Source organism: Streptomyces longwoodensis, from assembly GCF_001514125.1.
GTDB classification, from domain to species: domain Bacteria; phylum Actinomycetota; class Actinomycetes; order Streptomycetales; family Streptomycetaceae; genus Streptomyces; species Streptomyces longwoodensis.
The window spans coordinates 103,202-122,877 of sequence record NZ_KQ948558.1 but is presented as its reverse complement, the minus strand read 5'-3'; the positions used below and the strand labels follow the sequence as shown (position 1 = coordinate 122,877).

Here is a 19,676-nt window from a genome sequence, read left to right as displayed (position 1 = left end):
GTCCTACTTCAGATGCCGGTCCAGGAACCGGCAGCCGTCCTCCAGCTCGAACGCCGGGGTGCCCGTGTGGCCGCCCAGGTTGGCGTGGAGCGTCTTCTCCTTGCTGCCGAAGGCGTCGAAGAGGTCCAGGGCCCGTCGGCGCGGGTTGCCCTCGTCGTCCCACTGGAGCAGGAACAGCAGCGGGACGGTGACCCGGTGGGCCTCCTCGCGCTGGGCGCGGGGCACATAGCCCCCGGCGAAGAAACCGGCGGCCACGATGCGGGGTTCGGCCACCGCGAGCCGGATGCCGAGGGCTGCCCAGCCCCCGGAGTACCCCACCGGCCCGCCGATGTCCGGGAGGCGGAGGAGGGCGTCGAGGGTCGCCCGCCATTCCGGCACCGCGTCGGCGACCAGCGGGCCGACGAGGGACTCGAAGAGCTCGTCGAGCTCGTCGGCCGGCCGGCCGGCCTGCACGGCCCGCCGGAGTTCGGCGCGGGCCTGCTCGGCGGCGGCGGACCGCGGACGGTCGCCGCACCCGGCGGCGTCGATGGTGGCCACCGCGAAGCCGCGTGCCGCGGTGTACCGGGCGCGGGCCACCAGCCGGGGATCCGCCTTGGGCAGGCCGTTGTTGTGGGCCATCAGCACCAGCGGGAGGGGGGCGTCGGACGCGGGCGTCCACAGGGTGCCGGGGATCTCGCCCAGGGTGAAGTCGCGTGCGAGGACGCCGTCGTCGAGGTGCTGTTCGGAAGTGAAGTGCACGGTCGTGCCTTTCGGGAGTGCGCGTGGACGGCGCTCCCGGACGGCCTACCGCCCGACCGTGACCCCGCAGGGGAGCACCCATGTCGAAACGTTCACGGGTACCACCTCCTCGGTCTCTCGCACGGCCTCGGGAACCGTAGCAGCGGCCGTCCCGGCCGGCCAACGCAATTTCCGGAGCCCCTCGTGGGCAGGGGTCGTCGGCTCGACGGCTCGATGTCGTCCAGGTGGTCCTCGACCCAGGTCCGCAGCCGGCCCAGCGGGCCGGCCACGCTGCGGCCGAGTGCGGTGAGCGCGCACTCGACGTGCAGGGGGACCGCCGGGTACTCGGCACCGTTGGCGCCGCGCACCTGCGGAAGCGCACCGCGTCCTCGAGTCGGGCAAGGCGGTCGGCAAGATCACGCTGACGGGTTTCTGAGGGCCCGAGGGGTCTGCGTGCGTGGGGCGGCGTCCGGGCTAGGCTCGTCACCGATCACGCGGACGACGAGGGGAAGTCGGGCATGACCGGGGTAGTCACGGCAGTGAGCAGCAACGGCGCGTACTCGTTCACCAAGCCGAACCGGGACAGCATCAGGGTGCTGGCCGGGTTCGGCGTCGAGGGGGACGTCCACGCCGGCGTGACCGTCAAGCACCGCTCCCGCATGGCGCAGGACCCCACCCAGCCGAACCTGCGCCAGGTGCACCTCATCCACGAGGAGCTCTTCACCAAGGTCGGCGCGCACGGCTACGAGGTCGCGCCCGGCGAGCTGGGCGAGAACATCACCACGCGCGGCCTCGACCTGCTCGGCCTGCCGGTGGGCACCCTGCTGCACATCGGCGACTCCGCGGTCCTGGAGGTCACCGGCCTGCGCAACCCCAGCCGGCAGATCGACGGCTTCCAGGACGGGCTGCTGAAGCAGGTCGTCGGGCGCGACGAGCACGGCAACGTCGTGCGCAAGGCCGGGATCATGAGCGTGGTGAAGGAGGGCGGTGTGGTGCGCCCGGGCGACACGATCGACGTCCGCCTCCCGGACGGCCCGCACCGCCCCCTGGACCGGGTCTGACGTCCCGCACCGAGGTGGTGGGCGGCGGCACCCGGCCCGGACACCCCCCGCAGGGGTGGCATGAACGGCCGCACTCGGGACACCCCCTATGCATGGGCCTGGTCGGGGGAGAGTCGGGGAGTGTCATGCGGGTGATCTCGTCGCGCGAGGTACTGGCCATCACCGCGGCCGCCGCCGCCGGAGCGGCCTGCGCCGCGCGCTGGTGGGCCGGGCGAGGCGTGCGGTCCGGGCCGCGCGCCGCCGGGGAAGTGGGGGACCGGGTCGAGGAGTTGCACCTCGCCTTCCGCGACCGGGCCGAGGCGTCCGCCGGGATCCCGGAGGACGTGCTGCGCCTGTACTGGAGCCAGTTGTACCCGCTGGAGCTCGAACCCGGCGAACCGGCCCGGCCGGTGGCCCCGACCGCGTGAGGCGTAGGCGGCACCGGTCCGGCCGTCACTCCTGCTTCTTCAGCTCCTCGGCGAGCATCACCAGGATGCCGCTGGGACCGCGCAGGTACGTCAGCCGGTAGACGTCCCCGTACGTCGCCACCCCGCGCAGCGGACGGCAGCCGTGCCGCGCGGCCGTCGCCAGCGCCGCGTCGAGGTCGTCGACCGAGAAGGCGACGCGGTGCATGCCGATCTCGTTGGGGCGCGTGGGCTCCGTCTCGATCGCCTCGGGATGGATGTACTCGAACAGCTCCAGGCGGCCGTGGCCGTCCGGCGTCCCGAGCATCGCGATCCTGGCGTGGTTCCCGTCGAGGCCGACGGCCGTGTCGGTCCACTCACCCCGGACCGTGTCACGGCCGAGGACTGTGAGGCCGAGGTCGGTGAAGAAGGAGATCGCGGCTTCGATGTCGCGAACGGCGATGCCGACGTTCTCGAGTGTGATGGCCATGCGCGGGATGCTACCCAGCGGGGCCCTCCACCGACGTCACCTCGCCGGGCCGGCCGACGTCAGTCGAAGAGGGCGACGAGTCCGTTCACCCAGATCGCGAGGAACGCCAGCACCGCCACCAGGCACCCCGCCCCTGCCAGGAAGCCGGTGACGGTGCTGCCCGTGCCGTCCGCCTCCGCGGCGGAGGGCACCGCGTCCCAGTCGACGGGGCGTCCCATGGCGTCGGAGCACGCCACCCGGACGGCCGCGAGCTGTTCCCTGGCGAAGGCGGTGGGGGCGAGCGACTCCGGGCCCTGCCAGGCCAGGGCCCGCATCCGCTGCGGGGCCGTGGGGTACCGCGCCTCGAAGGCGGAGGTCTCCGCCGCCTCCCGGTCCTCCTCGAGGTACATCCAGCGGCCCGCTTCCGCGGGGTCGCCGTAGAGGCGGTACACCTCGGCCAGGCGCCGGCGGACCACCAGGTCGTCGGGGAACGACGACACCAGCCCGCGCAGGCGCTGGCGGGCGACGGGGACCCGGCCGGCGGCGAGGTCCGCGTCGACTCGGGCGAGGGTGTCTCTCAACGGCATGACCGCATGATCGGGTACGGCGGCGATCGCCGTCGACCCGGTTTCCCGCACCCCGCGCCCGCCGCCCGGCGGCGCCTGTGCGAATGGCGCTCCCCGCTCCTCCTCACAGCCAGCCGTTGCGCCGGAAGGCCCGGTACAGGAAGCCCGCGCCGAGTGCCATGACGGCGAGCGCGCACGGGTAGCCGTAGCGCCAGTCGAGTTCGGGCATGTGCGCGAAGTTCATGCCGTAGATGCCGGCGACCATGGTGGGTACGGCGAAGATGGCCGCCCAGGCGCTGATGCGCCGCATGTCGTCGTTCTGCCAGGTGCTCACCTTCGCCAGGTGGGCGTCCAGGACGGAGGACAGCAGGTCGTCCATGGCGCGGACCTCGGCGTCGGCGCGGGTGAGGTGGTCCGCGACGTCACGGAAGTACGGCGCCACCTCGTGCGGCCAGTCCGGCCGTGGGGTCGCGAAGGGCTGCAGGACCGGCACCAGGGGCTGGATGGCCTCGCGGAACTCCACCACCTCCCGCTTGAGGGAGTAGATCTGCTCGGTGAGGTCCTCGCGGGCGGGGGAGAACACGCACCGCTCCAGCTCGGTCAGGTCCGTGCGCACTTGGGCGGCGGCCCGGGTGTAGGCGTCGACGACCACGTCGGTCACCGCGTGCAGCACGCTCACCGGGCCGAGCCGCGCGAGTTCGGGCTGCTGCGCGAGCCGTCGCGCGGCCTCGGCGGCGGGGTCGGCCGCGCCGTGCCGGACGGTCAGGGCGAAGGACGGACCGAGGAAGATCATCACTTCGCCCGTCTCCACGTCCGACGTCCGCTCGACGAACCACAGGGTCTTGACCGCCACGGCCAGTACGTCGCCGTAGCGTTCCGACTTCGGCCGCTGGTGGGCGTGGACCGCGTCCTCCACGGCGAGCCGGTGCAGGTGCAGGTGCTCGGCCAGTTGCTGCAGCTCCTCCTGCCCGGGTTCGTCCAGGCGGATCCAGGCGAACTCGTCGGGCTTCAGCTCCGCCAGGCGGGCCAGGGTGGCCTTGCACCCGCCGTCCTCCTGCCGGCAGTCGATCTGCTCCCACTCATCCGTCTGCTCCTGATAGATCGCGCACTCCATGCCCCTCCGAGTGCTTCGGCCTCGGCATTTCATGCCCGGGAGGCCCACCTCCGCCGGGGGGAGGCGCGAGGATGGTGGGCATGAACGAACTCGGTGCCGCGCTGCGGGCGTGGCGCGACCGCCTGGACCCGGCGACCGTGGGCCACGCGCACGGCTCACCGCGCCGGGTGCCCGGCCTGCGCCGCACGGAGCTGGCGACACTGGCCGGCATCTCCGTGGAGTACGTGGTCCGGCTGGAGCAGGGCCGGGTGGCGACCCCGTCGGCGCAGGTCTGCTCGTCGCTGGCGCGGGCCCTGCGCCTGTCCGACGACGAGCACGCGCACCTGCTGCGCATGGCCGGTCACGCCGCGGACCCCAGCCGGGTGCCGCGCATGATCCCGGGGAGCCTGTACCGGATCGTGGACCAACTGGCCGGCAGCCCGCTGGCGGTCTACGACGCCACCTGGCAACTGCTGCACTGGAACGCGCTGTTCGCGGCCACGTTCGGCGATCCCACGGCCCCCGGTGGTGAGGAACGCAACATCCTGGTCCGGCAGTTCCTGGGCGAGCTGCCCCGGATCCGGCAGACGGCGGCGGAGCGTGCGGCCTTCGAGGAGTCCCTCGTCGCCGACCTGCGCGCGACGACGGGCCGCTACCCGGGGGACCCCGAGCTCGCGGCGCTGGTGGCGAGGCTGGGGGCGAGCCCCCGGTTCGCCGAGCTGTGGGGCCGGCGGGCGGTGGGCGGTCACCGCAGCGCGCACAAACGCGTCCAGCACCCGGACGTGGGAGACATCGCCCTGGCCTCCGACATCCTCACCACCCAGGACACGGACCTGCGCCTCGTGGTGTACACGCCGCAGCCGGGCACCGACGCGGGCAGCAAACTCGAACTCCTCGCGACCGTGGGGCTCCAGGACATGTCCGCCTCCCCGGGCTGACCCACCGGCGCCGCGCCCGGTGCGGGGGAGCCGGCCGCCGGGTGGTACGCCCGGTACCAGGAAGCGCCGTCACTCCCGCCCCTCCCGCCGCGTGCCCAGCATGGAGTGCGTACACGGCGCACGACGGCGCTGTGCGGACCACCGGGAGCCGGCATGACCACCACCTTCATCACCGGGGCCAACAAGTCCCTCGGCCACGAGACCGCTCGTCGCCTCGTCGAGGCGGGGCACACCGTCCTCCTCGGGGCCCGCGACCGTGAGCGCGGCCTGGCCGCTGCGGCGTCGCTCGGCGCGCGGTTCGTCCAGATCGACGTGACCGACGACGCCTCGGTCCGGGCCGCGGCCGCGGACGTCGCCGCCCACGAGGGCGCGATCGACGTACTGGTCAACAACGCCGGTGTGCTGGGCAGGGTCGGTCCCGTCGAGGAGTACACCGCCGCCGACATGAGCGCCGTGCTGGACGTGAACGTCGTGGGCATCGTGCGGGTCACCCACGCCTTCCTCCCGTTGCTGCGCAGGTCACCGCACCCCGTCATCGTCAACGTCTCCAGCGGCATGGGCTCGTTCGGCATGACCCAGGACCCGGCGCGCGTCGAGTCGCAGTACGCCCTGCCCCTCTACAGCGCCTCGAAGGCCGCGGTCACGATGCTGACGACCCAGTACGCCAAGGAACTGAAGGACGTGAAGGTCAATGCCGCCGACCCCGGGCAGACCGCGACCGACTTCACCGGCGGCCTCGGGCACAGCGTCGCCGACGGCGCGGACCCCGTCGTGGCCCTCGCCACGATCGGCCCGGACGGACCGACGGGCCGGTTCATCGGCCGGTCCGGAAGCCTCCCCTGGTGACCCCGCACCGCTCCCGCGGCCGTCGGCCCCGGCCCCGGCCCCGGGGCAGGTACCCTCACACCTGACGTCGGCGTCAGGGGCAAGGGCCGACCGGCGGAACCGGGGTGAGAGGGACCACCATGTCTGTCACAGTGGACGGGACCGAGCGGCTGATGCGCATCGGCGAGGTGGCGCGGGGCGCCGGCGTCTCGGTGCGCGCCGTGCGCTACTACGAGCAGCAGGGGCTGCTCACCGCGGACCGCAGCCCGTCCGGCCAGCGCCTGTACCGGCAGGACGCCATCGCCAGGGTCCGCTTCTTCCAGCAGATGTACGCCGCCGGCCTGACCAGCCGCAGGATCACCGAACTCCTCCCGTGCTGGGACGCCGGGCACACCGACGCCGACCAGCGCGCGATGCTGCGCGCCGAGCGCGAGCGCATCCAGGCCAGGATCGACGACCTGGTGGCCGCCCGGGACCGCCTGGACCAGGTCATCGCGCTCACGGACACGCACCCGTAGCGCGGCCTCGCGATGCTGGTGTGGAGGGACACAACGTCTGGCCTCACGGCGCAACTCCCCACACCCTGTCGCCCCCGCGGACGGCGCCCGCCTGATTAAGGTCGCCGCATGTCACTCGCACAGAGCCTCGCCCTCCACGTACCCGACGCCGAACTCGAGGCGGAGCCCCTCGATCCGCAGCAGATCGTGTCCGGGAACCCCACGGTGACCGGGAAGGTCCTGTGGGGCTCGGAGGACAGCGGTCAGCTGGGCGGGATCTGGCAGATCACACCGGGAGTGGTCACCGACACCGAGGCGGACGAGATGTTCGTCGTGGTCAGCGGTTCGGCGACGGTGGAGGTGCAGGACGGGCCCACCCTGCACCTCGAGCCCGGCGACCTGGCCGTACTGCGCGAAGGCGACCGCACCACGTGGACGGTGCACGAGACGCTGAGGAAGGTGTACGCGGTCCGCGTGTGACCCGGGCCGTCGCACCCTTGCGGGGAGAGGAGACCCACGACTACGTTCCGTCGGTGCTTCCTCCAGCCCCCTCCCTGCCGCCCGGCTACCACTCCCGACCCTGTACGCCCGAGGACGTCCCGGTGCTCCACGCCCTGGTCACGGACTGCGAACGGGAACTGTACGGCCGGAGCCGCACCGACGCGGGAGCCGTCGCCGCCGATCTCGGGCGACCCGGTCTGGTACCGGAGCCGGACACCGTCCTGGTGCGCTGGTGGGCGCCGCCCTGGCGCTCGACGCGCCCGGCACCGACGAGGGATACGTCGAGCAGCTCGCCGTCCGCCGCGATCACCGCGGCCGCGGCATCGCCCGACTCCTGCTGCGCCACACTTTCCGAGCCTTTCACCGCACCGGAGTTCACTCCTGCACCCTGTGGACCCACTCCGACACCGGCGCCCTCGGCCTCTACCTCCGGGCGGGCATGACGGTCAGACAGAGCTCCACGGTCTTCTGCAAGGAACTCGAGGGGTGAGCTCGTTCGTGGTCAGTTCCGCGGGCCCGTGTCGTCCGGTGCCGTGCTGTCCGTCCGGTCCGGCAGGTAGCTCGCGAGGCCGCGCAGGATGATCTGCAGGCCGATGTCGAAGCGCTCGTCGGAGGAGTCCGTCACCATGAGGCCGGACAGGGCGCGCAGGTGCGGGAAGTCGGCCTCGGGCAGCGAGGCGAAGTAGTTCTGCATCTCTCCGGCCATCTCGCGCCAGTCGGGGCGGCTGGGGGAGGAGGCGCTGCCCTGCTGGGCGGCGCGGTCCTGCCACATGCCTTCCTCCAGGACGAACCCGTCGATGTACGTGGAGATGAGGTCGCCCGCCTCCGCGGCGATGCGGTCGGGCAGGCCGGCCGTGCGGAAGATGGCGAGCAGCCCCTCGACGTGCGGGAGCAGTTCCGCGGTGAACGGGACGTGGCCCATGGAGATCCGGGCCATGTCGCGATGGGACAACAGGCGGCGTCTGCTGGCCCGCGCGAAGTCCAGCAACTGCTCCTGCCAGCGGTCCGGGTCCGCGGCGGGGATCTCGAATCCGTCGAAGAGGCGTGTGTACATCAGCTCCAGGAGGTCGTCCTTGGAGCTGACGTGGGCGTAGAGGGCGGAGACGGTGACGTCCAGTTCGGCGGCCACCTGACGCATCGACAGTCCGTCGAGTCCCTGCCGGTCCAGCACGGTGAAGGCCGCCTCGACGACGCGGTGACGTGACAGCGGTGTGCGCGCGGGAGCGGCGTGGGCACGGGCGGGGCGCTCCCGCTCCCACGGAGACGGCGGTGGGGTTGCTGGGCTGTCGGCTGCCGCGTCGGTCATGCGGCCAGTCTAGGCATTCAGGAGAACAGTGTTCTCCCGCGCATAGAGGTCGCGCTATATCTTGATGAACAGTGTTCTCTGGCTGAGCACTGTTCTGCTACGGTGAACACCGTTCACCCATCATCCGCCTCACCCCGCCAGGAGTTCCGATGACCCCCACCGGTGTCGCGTCCGCGGAGACGCCCACCGACTCGCCCGCGCCCTACCGGTGGCGTTGGGCCGCGCTCTTCGTGATCCTCGCGGCGGAGGTGATGGACCTCCTCGACGCCGTCGTCACGAACATCGCCGGCCCGTCCATGCGCGCCGACCTCGGCGGCGGGGCCTCCACCCTCCAGTGGCTCGCCGCCGCGTACACGCTGTCGATGGCCGTCGGGCTCGTCACCGGTGGGCGGCTCGGGGACATCCACGGACGCCGCACGATGTTCCTGGTGGGCGCCGCCGGCTTCACCGTGGGCTCGCTGCTGTGCGCGGTGTCCGTGTCGCCGGAGCTGCTGATAGGCGCCCGTGTCGTGCAGGGCCTGTTCGGCGCGGTGATGCTGCCCCAGGGCCTCGGCATGATCAAGGAGATGTTCCCGCCGAAGGAGTCGCAGAAGGCCTTCGGCATGTTCGGCCCGGTCATGGGGCTGTCCGCGGTGTGCGGGCCGATCCTGGCGGGCTGGCTGGTGGACGCCGACTACTTCGGCACCGGCTGGCGGATGATCTTCCTGATCAACCTGCCGCTGGGGGCCGCGGCCTTCCTCGGCGCGGTGCGCTACCTGCCCCGCGGCCGCTCCGAGAGCAAGCCCCGCCTCGACATCCCCGGCATGCTCCTGGTCTCGCTCGCCGCGCTGCTCCTCATCTTCCCGCTGGTCCAGGGCCGCGAGTACGACTGGCCCGTGTGGACGTTCGTGATGATGGGCGCCTCGGTCGTCGTCTTCGCCGTTTTCGCCAGGTACGAGTCGCGGCGCAGCAGCGCCGGTCTGGACCCGCTGGTCGTCCCGAGCCTGTTCCGCAAGCGCGGATTCAGCGGCGGCATGGTCCTCGGACTGGTCTTCTTCTCGACCATGCAGGGCTTCATGCTGGTCTTCAACCTCTACACCCAGATAGGCCTCGGCTATGCGCCGCTCAAGGCGGGCCTGGTCATGGTGCCCTGGTCCGGCGGCATGATCGTCGGGTTCGGGATCGCGCAGGGTGTCGTACGGTTCGGACGTGCCGTCCTCCAGGCGGGCACCGTCGTCATGGCGGCCGGCGTGTTCGGCGTGTGGCTGACCCTCGACGTGGTGGGCAGCGGCGTCGGCCCCTGGCAGCTCCTGCCGTCCCTGCTCGTCACCGGCATCGGCATGGGCCTGCTCATGGCCCCGTTCTTCGACATCGTGCTGGCCAGCGTGGAGCAGCAGGAGACGGGTTCGGCGTCCGGCACCATGACCGCGATGCAGCAGCTCGGCGGCGCCTTCGGCGTGGCCATCCTCGGCACCGTGTTCTTCGGCCTGCTGGGCGGCGGGATCGCCACCGCCGTCGACCACCGTTCGGACGGTCTGCGCGGGCAACTGGCCGCCGCCCACGTCGCGCCCGCGGCACAGGACCGCGTCGTGGCGGACCTGCGCGCCTGCGCCTCGGACCGCGCCGTGGCCAAGGACCCCGCCGCCACCCCGGCGTCGTGCGCGCGCCTGGAGAAGGACACGCGGTCCGCGGTGACCTCACCCGGGGCCGGCGCCCGCATACCCGCGGCCCTGCAGGCCACCGCCACCTCGGCCTTCAAGGGCGGCTTCGGATCGGTCATGAAGACGGTGCTGTGGATCGTCGACGCCATGCTCGCGCTGACCTTCCTCCTCTCCTTCCTCCTGCCGCGCCAGGCGCGCCCCGAGCAGCCCGGCGGACACTGACCCGCACACCGGTGGCCGCCTGACCATCGGCGGGATTGATCACCTAGTCGAGGTAGTCGGCCACCAGCGCGGCGAATTCGTCCGGCGTGGCCAGGCGGATGCCGAGGTCCTCGGCCTTGGCGCGCTTGGACCCCGCGCCGTCGCCCGCGACGACGAGGGTGGTCTTCTTGGAGACGCTGGAGGACGAGCGGCCGCCGGCCCGTTCGACGAGTTCGTTCACCTGGTTGCGGCTGAGCTCCTCCAGGGGGCCGGTCATCGCACCGGTGACGACCACGGTCATCCCGGCCAGCGGTCCACCAGCGTCCTCGGAGTTCTCCTCGTGGTCACCGGTGGCACGGTCGGACGAGGCGGGTGGCGTGGCTCCGGGTTCCGTCATGTTCACCCCGGCCGCGGCGAGCTTGTCGATGAGCGGGGCGAGTTCGGCGAGCTCGGCGACGATCGAGGGGGCCTTCTCGGTGCCGATGCCCTCGACCGCCTGCATCGCCTGCGCGTCCGCGGCCCGGATGTGGTCCATGGTGGCGAAGTGACGGGCGATACGGCGGGACATGGAGCGGCCGGTGCCGCGGACCCCGAGCGCGCACAACACCCGTGACAGCGGCCGCCCCTTGGCCGCGGCGATGGCGGCGAGGAGGTTGTCGGTGCTGGTCGCGCCCATCCGCTCCAGGCCCATCAGCTGCTCGCGGGTGAGGGTGAACACGTCGGCCAGATCGGTGACGAGGCCGGCGTCGACGAGCTGGACGACGCGGGTGTGGCCGAGGCCCTCCACGTCGAGCTGGTCACGGCCGGCCGCGTAGGACAGGGCGGCCACCAGGTGACAATTGCGTCCGTTCTCGCACCGCCAGCGCTGCTCGCGTGTGTCGATGGCGGACCCGCAGCGCGGACACGCCTCGGGGAAGGCGATGGGTTGTTCGTCGCCGGTGCGCAGGTGGGCGACGGGGGCTTCGACGCGCGGGATGACGTCACCGGCCCGGTGCACCATGACGTGGTCCCCCAGACGCAGGTCCCGGCGGGTGATGTCGGCCGGGTTGTGGAGGGTGGCGTAGGTGATGGTGGCGCCGTCGATCTCGACCGGTTCCAGGACGGCGCGCGGGGCGATGATGCCGGTGCGGCCGACGTTCCACTCGACCCCGAGCAGCCGGGTGATCTTCTCGACGGCCGGCAGCTTGTAGGCGATCGCCCAGCGCGGAGCGCGCGAACCCGATCCCGCTGCCCGCTGGTCGGCGGCCAGGTCGGCCTTGACGACGATCCCGTCGATCCCGAACGGCAGCTCCGCGCGCAGGGCGGCGATCTCCTGCACGCGGGCCAGCACCTGCTCGACGCTGTCGGCGGTGGTGCCGGGCACCGCGGTGCCGGCGGTGGTGTTCACCCCGTATGCGGCGGCCTGGACCATGAGGTCGCTGTGCGCGAGGTCGCCCAGCCGCGCGACGAGCGCCGTGTCGGTGTCGGGCAGGGGCAGCAGGCCGTAGCCGAAGAACGTCATCGGCACCGTGTACGCACGCTCCTTTGCGCGCAGGGTGCCCGCCGCGGCGCCGCGCGGGTTGGCGAAGGGCTGTCCGCCGTGGGCGGTGCGCACCTCGTTGCCGTGCTCGAACTGGGCGGTGGTCATGAGGACTTCGCCGCGGACTTCCACGGTGACCGGCTCGGCGAGCGTCTCGGGCAGGCCCTCGATGGTGCCGATCGCGTGCGAGACGTCCTCCCCGGCCGTTCCGTCCCCGCGTGTGATCAGCTGTCCGAGGCGGCCGTCGGCGTACCGGGCGGCGACCGCGAGCCCGTCCAGCTTCGGCTCGACGCTGAACCGCTCGACGTCGTGGCCGATGCGCCGGGCGAGGGAGGCCGTCCAGGCGGTGAGCTCCTCCGGCGAGAACACGTTGTCCAGACTCAGCATCGCCACCGTGTGCGGGACATCGCCCTCCACGGCGCCGCCGGCGACCTTCCCCGTCGGGGAACCGGGCAACACCTGGTCGGGATGGTCGGCCTCCCAGGCGGCGATGCCCCGCACCAGCCGGTCGTAGGCGTCGTCGTCCAAGGCCGACGTCCCACCCGCGTAGTAGGCGGCCGACGCCTTCACCGCGTCCTCGACCGCCTGCGCGTAAGCGGCGGAATCCATGATCACAGCTGCCGGTGTTGTCATGCGCGTCATCCTGCCTGCCACCACTGACATCGCCCGCTGCACCGCGACGGAACGGCACCGCTCCCGCGCATGCGGCCCCGGCATACCCTGTCGCCCATGACGCAGGAAGAGGGCGATCTGGACGGTCTCGTCCGCAAGCGGATCCGCGCCTTGCGCAGGGCGCAGGGCTGGTCCCTCGACGAGCTGGCCGCCCGCGCCCATCTCAGCCAGTCCACCCTGAGCCGCATCGAGAACGGTCAGCGCCGCCTCGCGCTGGACCAGCTCGTCATCCTCGCCCGCGCCCTGGACACCACGCTGGACCAGCTCGTGGAGACCGCCGCCGATGACGTGATCATCAGCCCGACGATCGACGCCGCTCGCGGTTCGATGCGCTGGCCGGTGAAGGGCGACCCGGGCATGAGCGTGGTCCGCCAGCGCCTCACCGGTCCACCGCCCGACGACCCGTCGCGCATGCGCGCCCACCCCGGACGCGAATGGCTCGTCGTCCTGTCCGGCACCGCGGTCCTGCTGCTCGGCCACCGCCGCTTCCGCGTCGAGACCGACCAGGCCGCCGAGTTCCCGACGATGATGCCGCACGCGCTCGGCGCCGAGGGCGGCCCGTGCGACGTCCTCGGCATCTTCGACCGCGACGCACGCCGCGGCCACCAGCGCGGGGGCGACGACGGCGACGCTCAGACCGCCAGTGGGTGACCTGGTGAGCGGCATGCAGGCGGCCGCCGCTCGGGTCACGGTCGGCGCGGCTTCTTGCGCATCGGGCAGCGCAGGCACCCATCTTCTTGCGCAGACCGGGACAGGTCATGCCCGGAGCGCATGAGCGTCCTAGCGTGAAGGCATGAGTCAAGCGCACCCGCACACCCACCAGCACGTCCACCCCGAGCACGACGACTCCGACGGGCTGGCGGAGATCCTCGACCTCGACGCCGAGGTCCTCGCCGAGCACACCGCCTCCATCACCGCATGGCTGCCGTTGCAGGACGACCCGCGCCAGGTCGTGGACCTGGGCTGCGGCACGGGCGCGGGCACCTTCGCCCTCCTGGACCGGTTCCCCGACGCCTACGTCACCGCCGTCGACGCGTCCGCCGGACACCTGCGCCGCCTGCGGGCGAAGGCGTGCGCCCGTGGCCTGGAGGAGCGGGTACGCACCGTGCAGGCCGACCTCGACGACACCGCGTGGCCCGACCTCGGCACGCCGGACCTGGTGTGGGCATCGGCCTCCCTGCACCACCTGGCCCACCCCGAGCGCGCACTGGGCGCCGTCCGCGAACTGCTGGCGCCCGGTGGTGTGTTCGCCGTCGTCGAGCTGGCCGGCTTCCCACGCTTCCTTCCCGAGGACGCCCCCGAGGGCCGGCCCGGACTGGAGGAGCGCTGCCACGCCGTGGTCGAGCACCTCCAGAGGGACCACATGCCCCACCGGGGCGCCGACTGGGGGCCGATGCTCACGGCCGCGGGCTTCACCGTCGAGGGCCGGCGCACCATCCCCGTGAACATCGAGCCCCCAGGCACCCGCACCGGCACCGATGCCGTCGGCCCCTACGCCCTCGCCGGTCTGCGCCGCATCCGCGGTGCCGTCGCCGCCGCGCTCTCCCCCGAGGACCTCACGGCGCTCGACCACCTCCTCGACACCACCGGCCCGCACAGCATCCTGCGCCGTGACGACCTGCGCGTCCGCACCGAACGCACCGTCTGGGCCGCACGCCGCACCTGAAACGCCCGGCCCCGGTCGCCCGACACGTCCGGCCCCTCGCCCCGCTTGACTCAGGCCGCCCGCTGGGAGGCGGCCGCGTCGGGGTGCAGGTCGTCCAGGGTGAGCGGGTGTGCGGGAGGGTCGGGCAGCACGATCTGCCGGCTCACGCCCAGGTCACGGCCGACCGTGAGCAGTTCCCCGGGCTCCAGCGCGCTCCAGCGTGGACTGTCGTCCATGCGCTCGCTCGCGACGACCACGGCGTGCCGGCCGGCCAGCTTCGCGGAGTGGACGCGCAGACGGCCGTGACTGCCGCTGTGGTCGAGGTGCCGGTTGCCGTGCTCACCGCCGGCCGGCCGGTCGAGGACGTACAGCTCGTGGGTGTCGGGGTAGCGCAGCGCCCAGAGTTCGTCGGGGGTGGTGAGGACGAGGTTGAGGGCGAAGACGGGCAGGTTCGCCGCGATCCAGCCGACGGCCTGGCGGAGGCCCGCGCCGACGTCGCCGTCATGACGCCGGATCTCACGGGTGATCAGGGCGAACACCCGCTCGGAGTCGGTGTCGCCGCGCACCAGCGACCGGTCCTCGCCCAGGTGGTCGTCGAGCCGGTCGAGTCCCTCGACGACCCCGTTGTGGGCGAAGAGCCGCCCGTCCTGCTCGAAGGGGTGGGTGTTGCGCGTGTCCAGGCTGCCGGTGGAGGCGAAGCGCACGTGGGCGACGAAGGTGGTCGACTCCACCTCGCGCGCCTCCCGGGCGAAGGCCTGGTCGCGGTAGGCCGCCAGGGGCGCCTTGTCGGTGCGCGGGGTGCCGTCGGCGCCGAAGTAGCCGAGGCCCGTGCCGTCCGGGTCACGGTGACTCTGCCGGCTGAGGCTGTCGGGGGCGTCGAGCAGCCAGAAGGTGGCGTGCGTGCGGTGCGGTGCACTGCTGAGGCCGAACAGACGGCACACGGTGTCCTCCCTGCGGGGTCGGCCGGTCGTCCCGGCTCGCGTCGTACGGTCAGTGTCGGCCGGGCCGGCGGGCATCCCGGGTACCCGCGCCGTGGGCGTGGCGGCCACCGGCCTCCGTGTCCGTGCCGCGTGAAAGGTCGCCCCGGCGTCCGCTGGGCGGCTCGCGCCCGGCTGCGCGCACGGCGGTCCTCCTGCTCGCTTCGCGACGGCTCTCGGTCGTCAGGTCGGCGTCGGCCGCAGGGCACGGAACACCGCCCAGACGACCGAGACGAAGGGCACCGCCACGACCGCGCCGATCACGCCCGCCACGGTGCCGCCCGCGAGCACGGACACGGCCACCACGAGTGGGTGGAGGCGCACCGCCCAGCCCATCACCAGGGGGTGCAGCACGTGCCCCTCCAACTGGCCGACGATCACGATGAGCGCCAGCACCACGAGCGCGATGGCGGGGCCCCGCCCGGCCAGCGCCACCACCGTGGCCACCCCGAGCGCGACCGGCGAGCCGACGAGCGGCACGAAGGCGGCGAAGAACTCCAGCAGGGCGAGCGGCAGCGCCAGCGGCACCTCCAGGACCAGCAGGGCGATCCCGACGATCACGGCGTTGGTGGCGGCCACGATGATGATGCCCCGCGTGTACCCGGCGAAGGCCCGCCAGGCCGCCCGGCCCGCCCGGTCCCAGCCCGGCCGGGCGCGGCCGGGCACGACCTCGTCGCGCGACCAGGTCCACAGCCGTTCACCGGAGTGCAGGAAGAAGACCGAGGCGAAGAGGGCGAGCGCGCCTCCCGTGACGAACTCCACCGCGCGGCCGAGGCCGCTGACGGCGCTGCTCAGGAGTCCTGCCCGGTGGGCGGAGACGTAGTGGACGATCTGGTCCTGCAGGTCGGACAGTTTCCGCCGGCTCAGCCGGAACGGGGGGTGCTGCAGCCACACTTCGATGCGGTGCACGCCGTTGCGGAACTCGTCCGCCAGGGTCGAGGACTCGTTGGCCACCGCGTCGCCCACCAGGGCGAGCAGCCCGAGCAGGACGACGATGCTGCCGACGAGGACGAGCGCGACAGCGAGCGGCCGGGGCACCAGGCGGGCCAGCTGATCGGTGGCCGGGCGCAGCACCGACGTGATGACCAGGGCGAGGAACAGGGCCACGGCGATGGTCTCGAACCGGCCGAGGACCACGAACAGGCCGTAGACGACGATGCCGACGAGGATGAGCCGCCAGGCGTGGGCGGCGGCGGAACGCAGGAAGGGCCCGGTGCGGTCGGCCACGGGGGCCGGGCGGCGCGGCGGGAGCCGTACGGAGTGCGCGGGGCGGCTGCCCAGCGGCGTGCGGCTGCCCCCGCGCCCCCCTCCGGCTGCCCCGTGCCCCTCTCCGGCCGCCCCACGACCCGCTTTCGCCACCACGCCGTACGCCTCTTTCGTTGCCCGGGGGACCGGTCACCCGCGGAGCACCGTACGCACGATCGGAGCGGGGAGCGGGCCGCAACGCCGTGCGGGGCACCCGCTCGGTGGGCTCACGCGGGTGGTGTCACGGCGCCTCGGGCCGTCGGGTGACGCCGGGTCGCTACTCGAAGAACTTGAGGCTCCAGCCGGTGTTCGTGTTCGGGCCGGGCACGTTGGCGCGGCTGTAGGTGGTCCCGCCCCACCAGGCGAACGTACCGGTGTACCAGTACCGGTTCTCCCAGGCGTACGGCGTCCCCTTGGGCACCGCGTGGTACATCAGCGGGAAGCGCGGGCCCGCGGGCGGGCTGGTGCCGATGTCCCCGTCCAGCAGGACGAAGCTGTGGTGGCCGGGCCCGTCGGCGTACAGCGTGGGGTCCCAGCCCGCCATCATCGTGGCGCGGTGGGAGCCGAAGAGGCAGCCGTTGGACTTGTACCAGTCCCAGACGTACGTCGGGTCGCCCCCGGCCCGCAGCCGCAGGTCGGCCAGGCAGTACTGGTCGCTCCAGCTGCCGTTGGCGGAGTAGACGACGTGCAGCTGCCCGTTGGGGTCCTTGATGGGTTCGGGACCCTCGTTGATGTACGGGTTGCCGACCACGCGCTCCCAGGGTTCACGCGGCTGCGAGATGACGTACCGCGCACCGGTGGGGGTCGTGGGGCTGCTCATCCGGGCGACGTAGAGGTTCTGCTCGACGTTGGTGTCACCGGCCCAGCCGGACCACACGAACCAGCGCTGCCCGTTGAAGGTGAACAGGGCCCCGTCGATGGCCCACTTGTCGTCCGGCAGGGCCAGCCTGCTCGCGCCGGTGTAGCCGCTGTCCGCGGTGGCGGAACTGATGACGTACATGCGGTGGGCGGATCCGCGTCCGGCCGTGAAGTAGATGTAGTAACGGCCGCCGTCCCGCACGATCTCCGGGGCCCAGACCTCCCCGAGGTTGCCCGTGTCCGACCAGACCCGGCGGGCGGGCGCCGAGGCGAGCGCGTCCGTCGAGGACGCCTGCCGCACGGCGATGCCGTCGCCGACGGACTGCACCGAGACGTACGTCCCGCCCACCCGCAGCACGCTCGGGTCGGCGGCCCGCAGGCCGGTCTGGCCGGCTTGCGCGGGCCCGGCGGACGTCAGGGACAGCACGGCGGTGAGCACACCGGCCAGCAGCAGGGCCGCGGTGCTCCTCAGACAGCGGTATGGGTTCATCGTCCCGTCCCGTGATCGGCGTTTTACATCGATGCAAAGAACCTGCCTTCAGCTTCGCGATGGGGGGTGGACATGTCAAGGCTGGGCGGCCGCGGCAGCGGTCGCGTCCGTGCACGACCGCCTACGCCCTCACGGCCCGGTCTGCGCCTCGTACGGTTCGCACAGGGCCAGGTGGTCGACATGACCGTGCGTGCCGAGGTAGCCCTCGCCGACGGTGGTCTGGGTCCGCGGGGCCAGCGCGTAGCACAGGCCTGTCGCGCCGTCCTGGTAGACGACTTGGACCTGGTGGGGGGTGGCGCAGTCGTTGGACGCGGTGACGTAGCGCCAGCTCTCGTACAGGGCGACGCACGCGGGGGCCGGCGGCGCCGTGGGCAGGGGTGCGGCGGAGGAAGGGGCCGCGGAGAGCAGCGGGAGGCCGCACAGGGCCACGGCGGAGGCGGCGGTCGTGAGGGCGCGGGCGCGGTGCGTCCAGCGGTGCGTCCGGGTGAACATGGGATGACCTCGCAGTCGGTGGGTCGGCAGACTCCGGCACGCAGAAGGGCGTGCGTTCGAGAAGTGAACCTCGCAGGAGGGCGGCGTCCGGGGCAAGGGCAGCGACTGGTTCGGGACAGACGAGTCCTTGCAGCTTGGAAGGACTCGGACCTGGGTGGTCGGTCGCCGGAGGGGTCACTGCGTCGACCCGACCGTTCAACTATTGCAATCACCGCAGGGCCGCCCTCCGGCATGCAGCCAGGTGGCGGCCCTGTGTCGGCGCGCGCGTCGTGCACTCCTTGCAAGCGGCCCCGACGTCGGATTGTCGCGGTTACCTGCCCTCGCGGGGCATGACCACCGCCGACAGCACGGCGGGCACGGCTCCGACGAGGAGCATGACCACGGACCACGACGTGGCCGCGAGGATCCCCGGGATGACGAGCGGGGTGAGGAAGGCGCCGGCGAACACCATCGTGTTCTCCAGCCCGAGGGCCGTCCCGGAGCGCTCCTTGCCCGCCATGATCGCGATCTCGGCGTAGTGCACGCCGTGCCAGCCGCAGGAGAGCAGACCGGCCACCACTATCAGCGCGGCCGCGATCCACGCCGGTCCGGACCCGCACAGCGCGAGTCCGACGAAGCAGGCGGCGATGACCCAGCTGTAGACGATGACGATGCTGCGACGGTGCCGGCCGCCCCGGCTGTCGGTCCAACGCCCGCTCCACACACGGGAGACGGCGCCCAGCGCCTGGACGGCGAACAGCAGGCCGGAGATGGCGGTGAGGCCGATGCCGTGCTCCCGGTGCAGGTAGATCGCGGCGAACGACAGGACCGTGAACTGGGGGAAGTCCAGCAGGAAGGCGCTCAGCGAGATCCGCCAGATCTTCCAGCGGCGCAGCGGGCTGACGGTGGTGTTCCGGTGCCCCGCGGGCGGCAGCGGCGGCTCGTCCAGCCAGCACACGATGGCGACGGTGGCGGCGAGCGCGAACGCGGTCAGGAAGCCGAACACGCCCCGGAAGCCGACGCTCAGGGCGAGGGCGGGCAGTGCGAGCGCGCCGATGGCGCCGCCGAGGGGGACGGCCGCGACGCGCAGGCTGATGGCGAAGCCGTGGTTGCCGGGCGGGAACCAGCCCAGGACCGCCCGGCCGGAGGCGCTGTTCACGCAGCCGCCCAGCGCGCCGGCGAGCAGCAGGACGGCGGACAGCAGCCAGGACGGCGGGGTGTACCCGCCCGTGGGCACGAGGAACGCGGTGGCGGCGGCGAGGCTCACGGTGGTGCCCGCCAGGCCGGTGACCAGCACGGCCCGCTCGCCGAACCGGTCGGTGAGCAGCCCCCAGACGATCTCCGTGACCGCCGCACCACAGGTCAATGCGGCCAGCACCAGGCCGAGTTGGCCGGTGGAGTAGTGGTAGTCGGACTGGAGGACCGCGCTGGCCATGGGGATCCCCTGGAAGGCCGCGCTGAAGGCCGCCTGGGCGATGATGCCGATGCCGAGGATGCCCCACTTGTAGTGGGGGGAGTGGGTCTTGCCCGACCTGCCGACGGGGAGCGGGGCCGCCACGCGGGCGACCGGTGCCGTCGTGATCTGCTGGGACATGGTCTTGG

The 19,676-nt window shown here is 72.7% G+C and carries 22 protein-coding genes; 10 read left to right on the top strand and 12 right to left on the bottom strand.

What is annotated here, in order from left to right; genetic code table 11:
• Positions 1-3: 3 nt before the first annotated feature.
• Positions 4-738 (bottom strand): dienelactone hydrolase family protein, encoded by a 735-nt coding sequence (locus AQJ30_RS25065; protein WP_067238252.1) that lies wholly within the window; start codon positions 736-738, stop codon positions 4-6.
• Positions 739-830: 92 nt separating this feature from the next.
• Positions 831-1,085 carry a winged helix-turn-helix transcriptional regulator gene (locus AQJ30_RS38110; RefSeq protein ID WP_107119698.1) on the bottom strand — a complete coding sequence of 85 codons (255 nt, stop codon included), beginning with the start codon at positions 1,083-1,085 and terminating at the stop codon, positions 831-833.
• A 150-nt stretch (positions 1,086-1,235) separates the two neighbouring features.
• On the opposite strand from AQJ30_RS38110, the gene AQJ30_RS25060 reads away from it, so the two are divergent.
• Positions 1,236-1,778: an MOSC domain-containing protein gene (locus AQJ30_RS25060; RefSeq protein WP_067238251.1), complete on the top strand. Its 543-nt coding sequence runs from the start codon at positions 1,236-1,238 to the stop codon at positions 1,776-1,778.
• 125 nt (positions 1,779-1,903) lie between these two features.
• Positions 1,904-2,185 carry a hypothetical protein gene (locus tag AQJ30_RS25055; RefSeq protein ID WP_067238248.1) on the top strand — a complete coding sequence of 94 codons (282 nt, stop codon included), beginning with the start codon at positions 1,904-1,906 and terminating at the stop codon, positions 2,183-2,185.
• Positions 2,186-2,210: 25 nt separating this feature from the next.
• Here AQJ30_RS25055 and AQJ30_RS25050 read toward each other — a convergent pair whose 3' ends face one another.
• The 3 genes from AQJ30_RS25050 to AQJ30_RS25040 form a co-directional block, all read right to left on the bottom strand.
• Complete coding sequence (locus AQJ30_RS25050; RefSeq protein WP_067238246.1) at positions 2,211-2,651, bottom strand: VOC family protein; 441 nt, start codon at positions 2,649-2,651, stop codon at positions 2,211-2,213.
• 59 nt (positions 2,652-2,710) lie between these two features.
• Positions 2,711-3,217: a DUF6584 family protein gene (locus AQJ30_RS25045; RefSeq protein ID WP_067238244.1), complete on the bottom strand. Its 507-nt coding sequence runs from the start codon at positions 3,215-3,217 to the stop codon at positions 2,711-2,713.
• A gap of 103 nt (positions 3,218-3,320) precedes the next feature.
• On the bottom strand, positions 3,321-4,310 hold the full coding sequence (locus tag AQJ30_RS25040) for a magnesium and cobalt transport protein CorA (RefSeq protein ID WP_067238243.1): 990 nt from the start codon (positions 4,308-4,310) through the stop codon (positions 3,321-3,323).
• Positions 4,311-4,390: 80 nt separating this feature from the next.
• Between AQJ30_RS25040 and AQJ30_RS25035 the strand changes: the two genes are divergently transcribed.
• The 5 genes from AQJ30_RS25035 (at position 4,391) to AQJ30_RS40140 (ending at position 7,540) form a co-directional block, all read left to right on the top strand.
• Positions 4,391-5,227 carry a helix-turn-helix domain-containing protein gene (locus AQJ30_RS25035; protein WP_079084308.1) on the top strand — a complete coding sequence of 279 codons (837 nt, stop codon included), beginning with the start codon at positions 4,391-4,393 and terminating at the stop codon, positions 5,225-5,227.
• Between the two features lie 153 nt (positions 5,228-5,380).
• Entirely contained in the window at positions 5,381-6,073 is a 693-nt protein-coding gene (locus tag AQJ30_RS25030) for an SDR family NAD(P)-dependent oxidoreductase (protein WP_067238238.1), read from the top strand.
• 119 nt (positions 6,074-6,192) lie between these two features.
• A complete protein-coding gene (locus AQJ30_RS25025) occupies positions 6,193-6,570 on the top strand; it encodes a MerR family transcriptional regulator (RefSeq protein WP_067238235.1) in 378 nt (125 codons plus the stop codon).
• Between the two features lie 108 nt (positions 6,571-6,678).
• Positions 6,679-7,029 carry a cupin domain-containing protein gene (locus AQJ30_RS25020; protein WP_067238233.1) on the top strand — a complete coding sequence of 117 codons (351 nt, stop codon included), beginning with the start codon at positions 6,679-6,681 and terminating at the stop codon, positions 7,027-7,029.
• A gap of 253 nt (positions 7,030-7,282) precedes the next feature.
• Positions 7,283-7,540 carry a GNAT family N-acetyltransferase gene (locus AQJ30_RS40140; protein WP_067238231.1) on the top strand — a complete coding sequence of 86 codons (258 nt, stop codon included), beginning with the start codon at positions 7,283-7,285 and terminating at the stop codon, positions 7,538-7,540.
• Positions 7,541-7,552: 12 nt separating this feature from the next.
• Here the strand turns inward: AQJ30_RS40140 and AQJ30_RS25010 are convergent, their stop codons facing one another.
• Complete coding sequence (locus AQJ30_RS25010; protein WP_067238229.1) at positions 7,553-8,356, bottom strand: TetR/AcrR family transcriptional regulator; 804 nt, start codon at positions 8,354-8,356, stop codon at positions 7,553-7,555.
• Positions 8,357-8,505: 149 nt separating this feature from the next.
• On the opposite strand from AQJ30_RS25010, the gene AQJ30_RS25005 reads away from it, so the two are divergent.
• Positions 8,506-10,218 carry an MFS transporter gene (locus tag AQJ30_RS25005; protein ID WP_067238226.1) on the top strand — a complete coding sequence of 571 codons (1,713 nt, stop codon included), beginning with the start codon at positions 8,506-8,508 and terminating at the stop codon, positions 10,216-10,218.
• Positions 10,219-10,261: 43 nt separating this feature from the next.
• Here the strand turns inward: AQJ30_RS25005 and ligA are convergent, their stop codons facing one another.
• On the bottom strand, positions 10,262-12,349 hold the full coding sequence (gene ligA / locus AQJ30_RS25000; RefSeq protein WP_079084283.1) for an NAD-dependent DNA ligase LigA: 2,088 nt from the start codon (positions 12,347-12,349) through the stop codon (positions 10,262-10,264).
• 96 nt (positions 12,350-12,445) lie between these two features.
• Between ligA and AQJ30_RS24995 the strand changes: the two genes are divergently transcribed.
• Both AQJ30_RS24995 and AQJ30_RS24990 read left to right on the top strand, forming a co-directional pair.
• Positions 12,446-13,039, top strand: coding sequence for a helix-turn-helix transcriptional regulator (locus AQJ30_RS24995; RefSeq protein ID WP_067238665.1), 594 nt, complete (start codon positions 12,446-12,448; stop codon positions 13,037-13,039).
• A gap of 142 nt (positions 13,040-13,181) precedes the next feature.
• Positions 13,182-14,054, top strand: a complete 873-nt coding sequence (locus AQJ30_RS24990; protein ID WP_067238221.1) for a class I SAM-dependent methyltransferase — start codon at positions 13,182-13,184, stop codon at positions 14,052-14,054.
• Positions 14,055-14,104: 50 nt separating this feature from the next.
• On the opposite strand, the gene AQJ30_RS24985 is transcribed toward AQJ30_RS24990, so the two are convergent.
• The 5 genes from AQJ30_RS24985 to AQJ30_RS24965 form a co-directional block, all read right to left on the bottom strand.
• Positions 14,105-14,974, bottom strand: coding sequence for a class II glutamine amidotransferase (locus tag AQJ30_RS24985; RefSeq protein ID WP_067238218.1), 870 nt, complete (start codon positions 14,972-14,974; stop codon positions 14,105-14,107).
• A gap of 219 nt (positions 14,975-15,193) precedes the next feature.
• Complete coding sequence (locus AQJ30_RS24980) at positions 15,194-16,369, bottom strand: AI-2E family transporter (RefSeq protein WP_067238664.1); 1,176 nt, start codon at positions 16,367-16,369, stop codon at positions 15,194-15,196.
• A gap of 163 nt (positions 16,370-16,532) precedes the next feature.
• Positions 16,533-17,603 (bottom strand): glycoside hydrolase family 43 protein, encoded by a 1,071-nt coding sequence (locus AQJ30_RS24975; RefSeq protein ID WP_067238215.1) that lies wholly within the window; start codon positions 17,601-17,603, stop codon positions 16,533-16,535.
• Positions 17,604-17,732: 129 nt separating this feature from the next.
• Complete coding sequence (locus AQJ30_RS24970) at positions 17,733-18,095, bottom strand: hypothetical protein (RefSeq protein ID WP_067238213.1); 363 nt, start codon at positions 18,093-18,095, stop codon at positions 17,733-17,735.
• 310 nt (positions 18,096-18,405) lie between these two features.
• Positions 18,406-19,668, bottom strand: coding sequence for an MFS transporter (locus tag AQJ30_RS24965; protein ID WP_067238210.1), 1,263 nt, complete (start codon positions 19,666-19,668; stop codon positions 18,406-18,408).
• Positions 19,669-19,676: the final 8 nt, after the last annotated feature.